Genomic DNA, 6,448 nt, shown 5'->3' with positions numbered 1-6,448 from the left:
GGAGAACTTCCGCAAATTCAATGGAAATCGGAGGTCTGATTTCCATTGAATTTGCGGGACTCGGGAGGTGACCTGGGGGTTCAGTCGCGGTTGGGCAGTGGGAGGGGGATGGTGGCGTGGACTCGCCAGCCGCCTTCGGGGCGGGGGCCGGCTTCTAGGGTTCCGCCGTAGACGACTGCTCGTTCGCGCATGCCGATCAGGCCGTTGCCGCCCGAGGCGAGATCGCTGGGGAGGGGCTTGCCGACGTTGATGATCTCGATGTCGATGTGCTGGCCGTCGTTGGTCGCCCGGACCTCGGCCTTCGCCCCGGTTCCGGCGTGCTTGACCACGTTGGTCAAGGATTCCTGCACGATGCGGTAGACGCTGAGGCCGATTCCCGCCGGCAACGTGGTGAAGTCGCCGGTCAGCTCCAGCGAGGTGGTGACGCCGAGACCGCGCACCCGGTCGACCAGGTCGTGCAGGTTCGCCGCGGTGGGCTGCGGGATGCGGCCCGGGTCGTGCTCGTCCGGGTTGCGCAGCACGCCGAGCAGTCCGCGCAGCTCGTTGAGCGCGTCCCGACCGGTGCTGCTGATCGTCTGCATCGCCTTCTCGGCGAGTTCCGGCTTCTTGCTCAGGGCGTAGCTGGCGCCGTCGGCTTGCGTGACCATCACGCTGACCGAGTGCGCCAGGACGTCGTGGATCTCCCGCGCGATGCGGTTGCGCTCCTCGGCGACGGCGATGCGGGACTGCTGGTCGCGCTCGAACTCCAGGTTCCGCAGCCGCCGCTCCACCTCGGCGAGGTACGCGCGGCGGGCACCGATGAACTCGCCCAGCACCCAGCAGAAACCGCCCAGCATCACGAAGAACACGAGCTGCACGATGAGCAGCTGCACCAAGTTGTCGGTCGTCTCCAGGCCGCTGAACAGCTGGATCAGGAACAACGCGCCGACCAGCGCCGTGTACAGCGACGCGATGCGCCGGCTCGTGTAGGCGACCAGCGTGTAGATCATCATGCACGGAACCAGGGTCGCTATGAACGCGTCCTCGCGCGCCAGCGCTAGGAGCGCTACCCCGAGCAGCACCGCGTAGGCCGACTGGACCGGCCAGATCCGCCGGACGGCGACCGGTGCGGTCAGCACGAGACCGATCGGGATGGCCAGCCAGAGCGCCAGGTGGTTGGTCTTCTCCACCTCGTTGCCCGACTCCCCGATGTAGAGGAGCAGCAAGAAGGCGGCGACCGCCCCGTCGCCCACCACTGGATGCGCCTGCAGCCACAGGCTCAGTTTCCGCACGCGCCCGAGCCTAGAGCGGTCCGACCTGCGGTGACGTCATGCCAGCGGCTCGAATCGCATCCACCTGTGGTCGTACGTGTGCCCCCCGTCGGGCGGGGGCTGCGTGGCAGGATGTAGCAGTTGACATCCGCGTCGAAAGGTCCGCGTTGAGCACCGCACCCGAGCAGCACTGGCCAGGCCCGCTGTCCGCTGCGGTCGCCCGGTTGTGCACCGGTCTGCAGCCGCAGGTGTCCGAGCAGACCGCGGCCGGTTTCGCGGAGGTGCTGCGCCGGTTGTCCGCGCCGCTGCAGGTGGCCGTCGCCGGGCGGATCAAGTCCGGCAAGTCGACGCTGGTCAACGCGCTGATCGGACGTCGGGTGGCGCCGACCGACGTGGGCGAGTGCACCCGGCTGGTGACCCGCTTCCAGTACGGCACGGTGGACCGCGTCGAAGTGATCTTCCGGGACGGCAGCAAGCAGGCGGTGCCCTTCGACGCCGACGGCGGCATCCCCGCCGACCTGGGCGTGGACATCGACGAGGTCTCGCACCTGGAGGCCTACCTGACCAACGCGGTCCTGCGCGACCTGACGGTCATCGACACCCCGGGCCTCGGTTCGCTGGACGCCGCTTCGGTGGCGCGCACCGAGGAGCTGCTGGGCGCGGGCAAGGACGGGGGCGACGACCTGGATCCGGTGTCGCGCAACGCCGTCGCCGGGGCCGAAGCCGTGCTGTACGTGGTCACGCAGGGCGTTCGCGCTGATGACGAGCACGCGCTGGCGTCGTTCACCGCTGCCACCGCCAGCCGCGAGGCCGGGCCGGTCAACGCGATCGCGGTGCTGAACAAGGCCGACACCATCGAGGCGAGCACGGTCGACGGCGCCGACGACGACGTGTGGAAGGCCGCCACGCTGCTCGCCGGCAAGCAGGCCGACCTGCTCAAACCGAAGGTCGCCGACGTGCTGCCGGTGATCGGGCTGCTCGCCGAGACCGCGGAGTCGGGCGGGTTCACCGCCAACGACGCCGAGGCGTTGCGCGAGCTGGCGAAGCTCGACGAGGCGACCCGCGAGACGCTGCTGATGTCGGCGGACCTGTTCACCAGCTGGGAGTGCGACGTCCCGGCCGGCACCCGCAGCCGGCTGCTGGAGCGGATGGACCTCTACGGGATCCGCTGCGCGCTGGAGGCCATCGACGCCGAACCGGAGATCACCGCGGGCTCGTTGCGGCGGCGGCTGCTGGACTCCTCCGGGCTGGCGTCGGTGCTGAACCGGCTGGACGTGGTGTTCCGCGCGCGGGCCGACGGGATCAAGGCCGCGGCCGGGCTGGCGTCGGTGACCGCGCTGTCGCACACCTCCGGTGATCCGGGGGAGCGGCAGCGGGTGCACGACGCGATCGAGGTGCTGCTGGCCAAACCGGAAGCCCACCAGCTGCGCGTGCTGGAGGCGTTGACGCTGGTCGCGGCGGGTGCGGTGGCGATGCCCGCGGACCTGGCCGAGGAGGTCATGCGGGTCGGCAGCAGCAACGACCCGGGTGAGCAGCTGGGGCTGGCCGGTCGTCCGCGCAACGAGCTGACCGACTACGCGCTGGAGCGGGCGAACTGGTGGCGCTCGTTCTCCTCGTTCGGCGCGACTCCGGCGCAGAGCCGCATCGCGCACGTGGTGCACCGGGCGTACTTCCTGCTGTGGCAGCAGCTGCGGTCCGGGTGATCACGGTGTGGGGTCGACAGCGGCGGAAGAATTCACCGGAAAGTGGAACCGAGCAGGTGTCCGCTCCGTCCGATACCGAAGAGGGCAGTTCGGACGTGGAGTTGGGGACAGACATGATCGCTGCCGTGACCGCGGATCCGCTCGACCAGGCGATGGCCGAGCGTGCGACCCTGATCCAGCTTTGCATGTACGCCCTGGACAGAGCCCGGAGCACGGGTGTGGTGGAGCGCCTGACCGAGGGCATGAGCGCGATCGGCGTGTCCTCGCTGCGCCCCGACGGTTCCCGCTTCGACCCGGCGCTGCACGAGGCCGGCGGCACGCTGCCCACCGACGACCCGGCGCTGGACGGCGTGATCGCGGAGACCGAGGTGCTCGGCTTCGCCGACCGCGACCGCATCCTCCGCGCCCCGGTCGTCACCGTCTACCAGCTCCGCAAACCCTGACGTTTTGCCTGCTCAGGACTCGTGAGCACTTTGGGGTGCTATAACGCCCCAAAGTACTCACGATTCCTGACCAGCGGCGATGGCCGTTCAGCTGAAATGCGGAAGTGGTTTCCCGGGTCGGGTGGGTTCGGGGAGAATTCGCTGGTTCGACCGGATCGCGGGAAAGGAGCTGGGCGCGCATGACGGCACCCGGCGTTGCGGTGGCTGCGGCACTTCCGCAGCAGGTCAAGCAGACCAGGGAGAAGCTCACCACGCTGCTCCGGGAAGTCGACCCGGACGCCGCCGAGTGGGTCGAGAAGGTTCGGCGCGGCCGCCCCAAGACGCCCAGCGTGGTCGTGGTCGGCGAGACCAACCGCGGCAAGAGCTCGCTGGTCAACGCGATGCTGGCACATCCGGGCTTGTCCCCTGTGGACGCCGAGGTGGCCACCGCGACCTACCTGCAGTTCGAGCACGGCGAGCAGTGGGCGGCGCACGCCTGCTACCCGGGCCAGCAGGACCCGGTGCCGTTCGACCTGGCCGAGCTGGCGAACTGGACCAGCGTGGGCCGCGAGCTCCCGGACGGCCAGCTCCCGCCGCGGTACGTGCGGATCACCGCGCCGGTCGACGCGCTGGCCAAGGTCACCGTGGTGGACACGCCGGGCGTCGGCGGGCTGGAAGAGGTGCACGGCGAGCTGGCGATGGAGGCCGCTGCTTCGGCGACCGCGCTGCTGTTCGTCGTCGACGCCTCCGCCCCGTTCACCCGCGGTGAGCTGGAGTTCCTGCAGAAGGCCAGCGAGCGGGTCGAGACCGTGGTGTTCGCGCTGGCCAAGACCGACCAGTACCGCGGTTGGCGGCAGGTACTGGAGGAGAACCGGAAGCTGCTGGTCGAGCACGCGCCGCGGTTCGCCGAGGTGCCGATCTTCCCGGTGGCGGCGCGGCTGCAGGAGATGTCCGCGAAGGCGCCGAGCGAGCAGGCCGCGGCGATGCTGCGGGAGAAGTCCGGCATCGAGGAGCTGCGCAGCGAGCTGGAGCGGCTGATCGGCGGCCGGTCGGCGATGCTCGGCGAGGCCAACACGATGCGCGCGCTGTCCACTGTGCTCGGTGAGCAGGTGGTGAGGCTGGAGGGCGAGAAGCGCGCGCTGACCGTCGGCGAGGACGAGGCGGAGTCGCTGCGCGCCCGCCGCGACGAGCTGAACACCGCCCGGCGCTCGTCGACCCGCGGCTGGCAGGTCAAGCTGCGCGGCGAGATCCAGCGCACCCGCGTGGAGACCAACCACGAGGTGACGCGCCAGGTCCGCGAGGTGCAGAGCTGGTTCCGGCGCGCCATCGACGGTGCCGACCGCCAGAAGCTCCAGGAACTTCCCCGCCAGGTGGACGTGGCGCTGCAGATGGCCTCGACGCGCGTCGCCGCGGCGCTGTCCGCGCGGCTGGCGGCGGTCGCCGAGCAGTCGTTGAAGGAGCTGTTCTCCGCGGAAGAGCTCGACGTGATCCGCTCGCAGTTCGCCCGCGGCGCTCAGGCGCCGATCGCGATGCGCCCGCCGGACAAGCGCCCGCCGACAGCGGAGGACAAGCTGCTGGTGTTCATGGGCGTGTCCGGCGGTCTCGGCGTGGGGCGCGCGGCGGCGATGCCGTTGGCGGGTTTGGGGGTCGCGGCGCTGAACCCGGTGGTGCTGCCGGTGACGATCGTGCTCGGCCTCGGCGCAGGCTGGTGGATGGCCCGGACCCGCAAGCACGCCGCGGACAAGCAGCACATGAAGCAGTGGCTGACCGAAGCGATCGCCGACGCCCGCTCAGCCCTCGACCAGCTCGTCGCCGAGCAGCTCATCGAGGCGGAGCAGCAGCTCTCGCTGGCCCTGGACGAGGCGCTGACCAAGCGGATCGAGGCGATCGAGTCGGAACTCCGCGAGGTCGACAAGGCCCTCAAGATGGATGCCGCCGAGCGCAGCCGCCAGCTCCAAACGGCCAACCGCCGCCTCGCGGAAGTCACGGCCGGCCGCGAACGAGCGGAAGCGCTCCTCAACAGCATCCGCAACCTCCGCGACACCGCCGTCTGAGCAGGACGCGACATTTCCGCAGGTGGGGACCCGTGAGCACTTTGAGTCGCTATAGCAACCCAAAGTACTCACGGGTCCTGACCAGGGAAAACGGAGCTCAGCTCAGAACTTCGCCACCCCGAGCGGCAGCTCATGGACTCCGCGGCAAGGCACGCCGTGTGCTGCGGGCCCTCTGGTACCGGTCGATCGGGTGGGGAGGGCCAGGTGCTTCTCCGGCGGAACCGGTGACCTCTACCCTGCGTCATAGGTCTTGCAGTGATCCTGGTTGAGGGGTGGCGACGTGTACATCGAGGAGCAGGGGGCGGGCGACGGTGACATCAAGGTCACCGTCGAGGGCGACGAGTACACCGCCGAGGCCAACTACGACCTCGACGGCGACGGGGTGGACGAGACCGTCGCGGTGATGACCGACGACGGCTACGTCGCCTACATCGACGAGAACCACGACGGCCAAGCCGACGTCATGCAGACGATCAACCACGACGGCACCGTCGTCGACCAGGCCCGGTACGACGCCACCACCGGCAAGTGGACCGGCGAAGCCCCGCAGCAGCACCCCGGCGGGGTGGATCCGCAGCAGGACCACGGTCCGGCCATGGTCATCGACACGCCGCAGGGCGACATGCAGGTCGGGCCCGCCACCGAGGACACCAACTCCGACGGCATCGCCGACACCGCCGTGGTGCCGAAGGACGACGGCGGCACGATGCTGGTCACCGACGTGGACGGCGACGGGTCCGCCGACCAGGTCGTGGAGATCAGCCAGAACGGCGAGGTCACCATCTCGCACCACACCGGCGACGGGCAGTGGACCGTGGTCGAGCAGGGCCAGGTCAACGGCGACGGCCAGTACGCGCCGAACCCGGCGGCCGGGGCCACCGACGACGCGACCTGGACCTTCGACCAGCCCAGCGCGGGCGGCGGCGGCCAGCACGCCGGTGGGGCGCAGGCCTCCGGCGCGGCAGGTTGCGCATGGAGCGGTTGCTGCGGGTGCTGCGGACCAACCGGGTCGATCCCAC

General features: G+C 70.1%; 5 protein-coding genes. 4 read left to right on the top strand and 1 reads right to left on the bottom strand.

Features of this window, described 5'->3' with window-relative positions; translation table 11 throughout:
• Positions 1-80 precede the first annotated feature (80 nt).
• The gene (locus ABTZ89_RS33865; protein ID WP_351052506.1) at positions 81-1,271 is read right to left on the bottom strand and encodes a sensor histidine kinase; all 1,191 of its coding nucleotides are present in this window, start codon (positions 1,269-1,271) and stop codon (positions 81-83) included.
• A 146-nt stretch (positions 1,272-1,417) separates the two neighbouring features.
• Here ABTZ89_RS33865 and ABTZ89_RS33860 point away from each other — a divergent pair, with 146 nt between their 5' ends.
• The 4 genes from ABTZ89_RS33860 to ABTZ89_RS33845 all read left to right on the top strand — a co-directional run.
• A complete protein-coding gene (locus ABTZ89_RS33860) occupies positions 1,418-2,953 on the top strand; it encodes a dynamin family protein (RefSeq protein ID WP_270950446.1) in 1,536 nt (511 codons plus the stop codon).
• 113 nt (positions 2,954-3,066) lie between these two features.
• Positions 3,067-3,396 carry a nucleotide exchange factor GrpE gene (gene grpE / locus ABTZ89_RS33855; RefSeq protein ID WP_270950447.1) on the top strand — a complete coding sequence of 110 codons (330 nt, stop codon included), beginning with the start codon at positions 3,067-3,069 and terminating at the stop codon, positions 3,394-3,396.
• A 179-nt stretch (positions 3,397-3,575) separates the two neighbouring features.
• Positions 3,576-5,429: a dynamin family protein gene (locus ABTZ89_RS33850; RefSeq protein WP_270950448.1), complete on the top strand. Its 1,854-nt coding sequence runs from the start codon at positions 3,576-3,578 to the stop codon at positions 5,427-5,429.
• Positions 5,430-5,709: 280 nt separating this feature from the next.
• The coding region (locus ABTZ89_RS33845) for a DUF6802 family protein (protein ID WP_351052501.1) at positions 5,710-6,448 on the top strand (739 nt) is incomplete at its 3' end.

It is taken from the genome of Saccharopolyspora sp. NPDC002686, from assembly GCF_040295745.1.
Classification (GTDB): Bacteria; Actinomycetota; Actinomycetes; order Mycobacteriales; family Pseudonocardiaceae; genus Saccharopolyspora; species Saccharopolyspora oryzae.
This window is presented reverse-complemented; position numbering and strand designations above follow the sequence as displayed.

Bases quoted from the DNA above. Each gene is read 5' to 3' on its own strand.
- ABTZ89_RS33850 (WP_270950448.1), top strand. From the start codon at position 3,576: ATGACGGCACCCGGCGTTGCGGTGGCTGCGGCACTTCCGCAGCAGGTC.
- grpE (WP_270950447.1), top strand. From the start codon at position 3,067: ATGATCGCTGCCGTGACCGCGGATCCGCTCGACCAGGCGATGGCCGAG.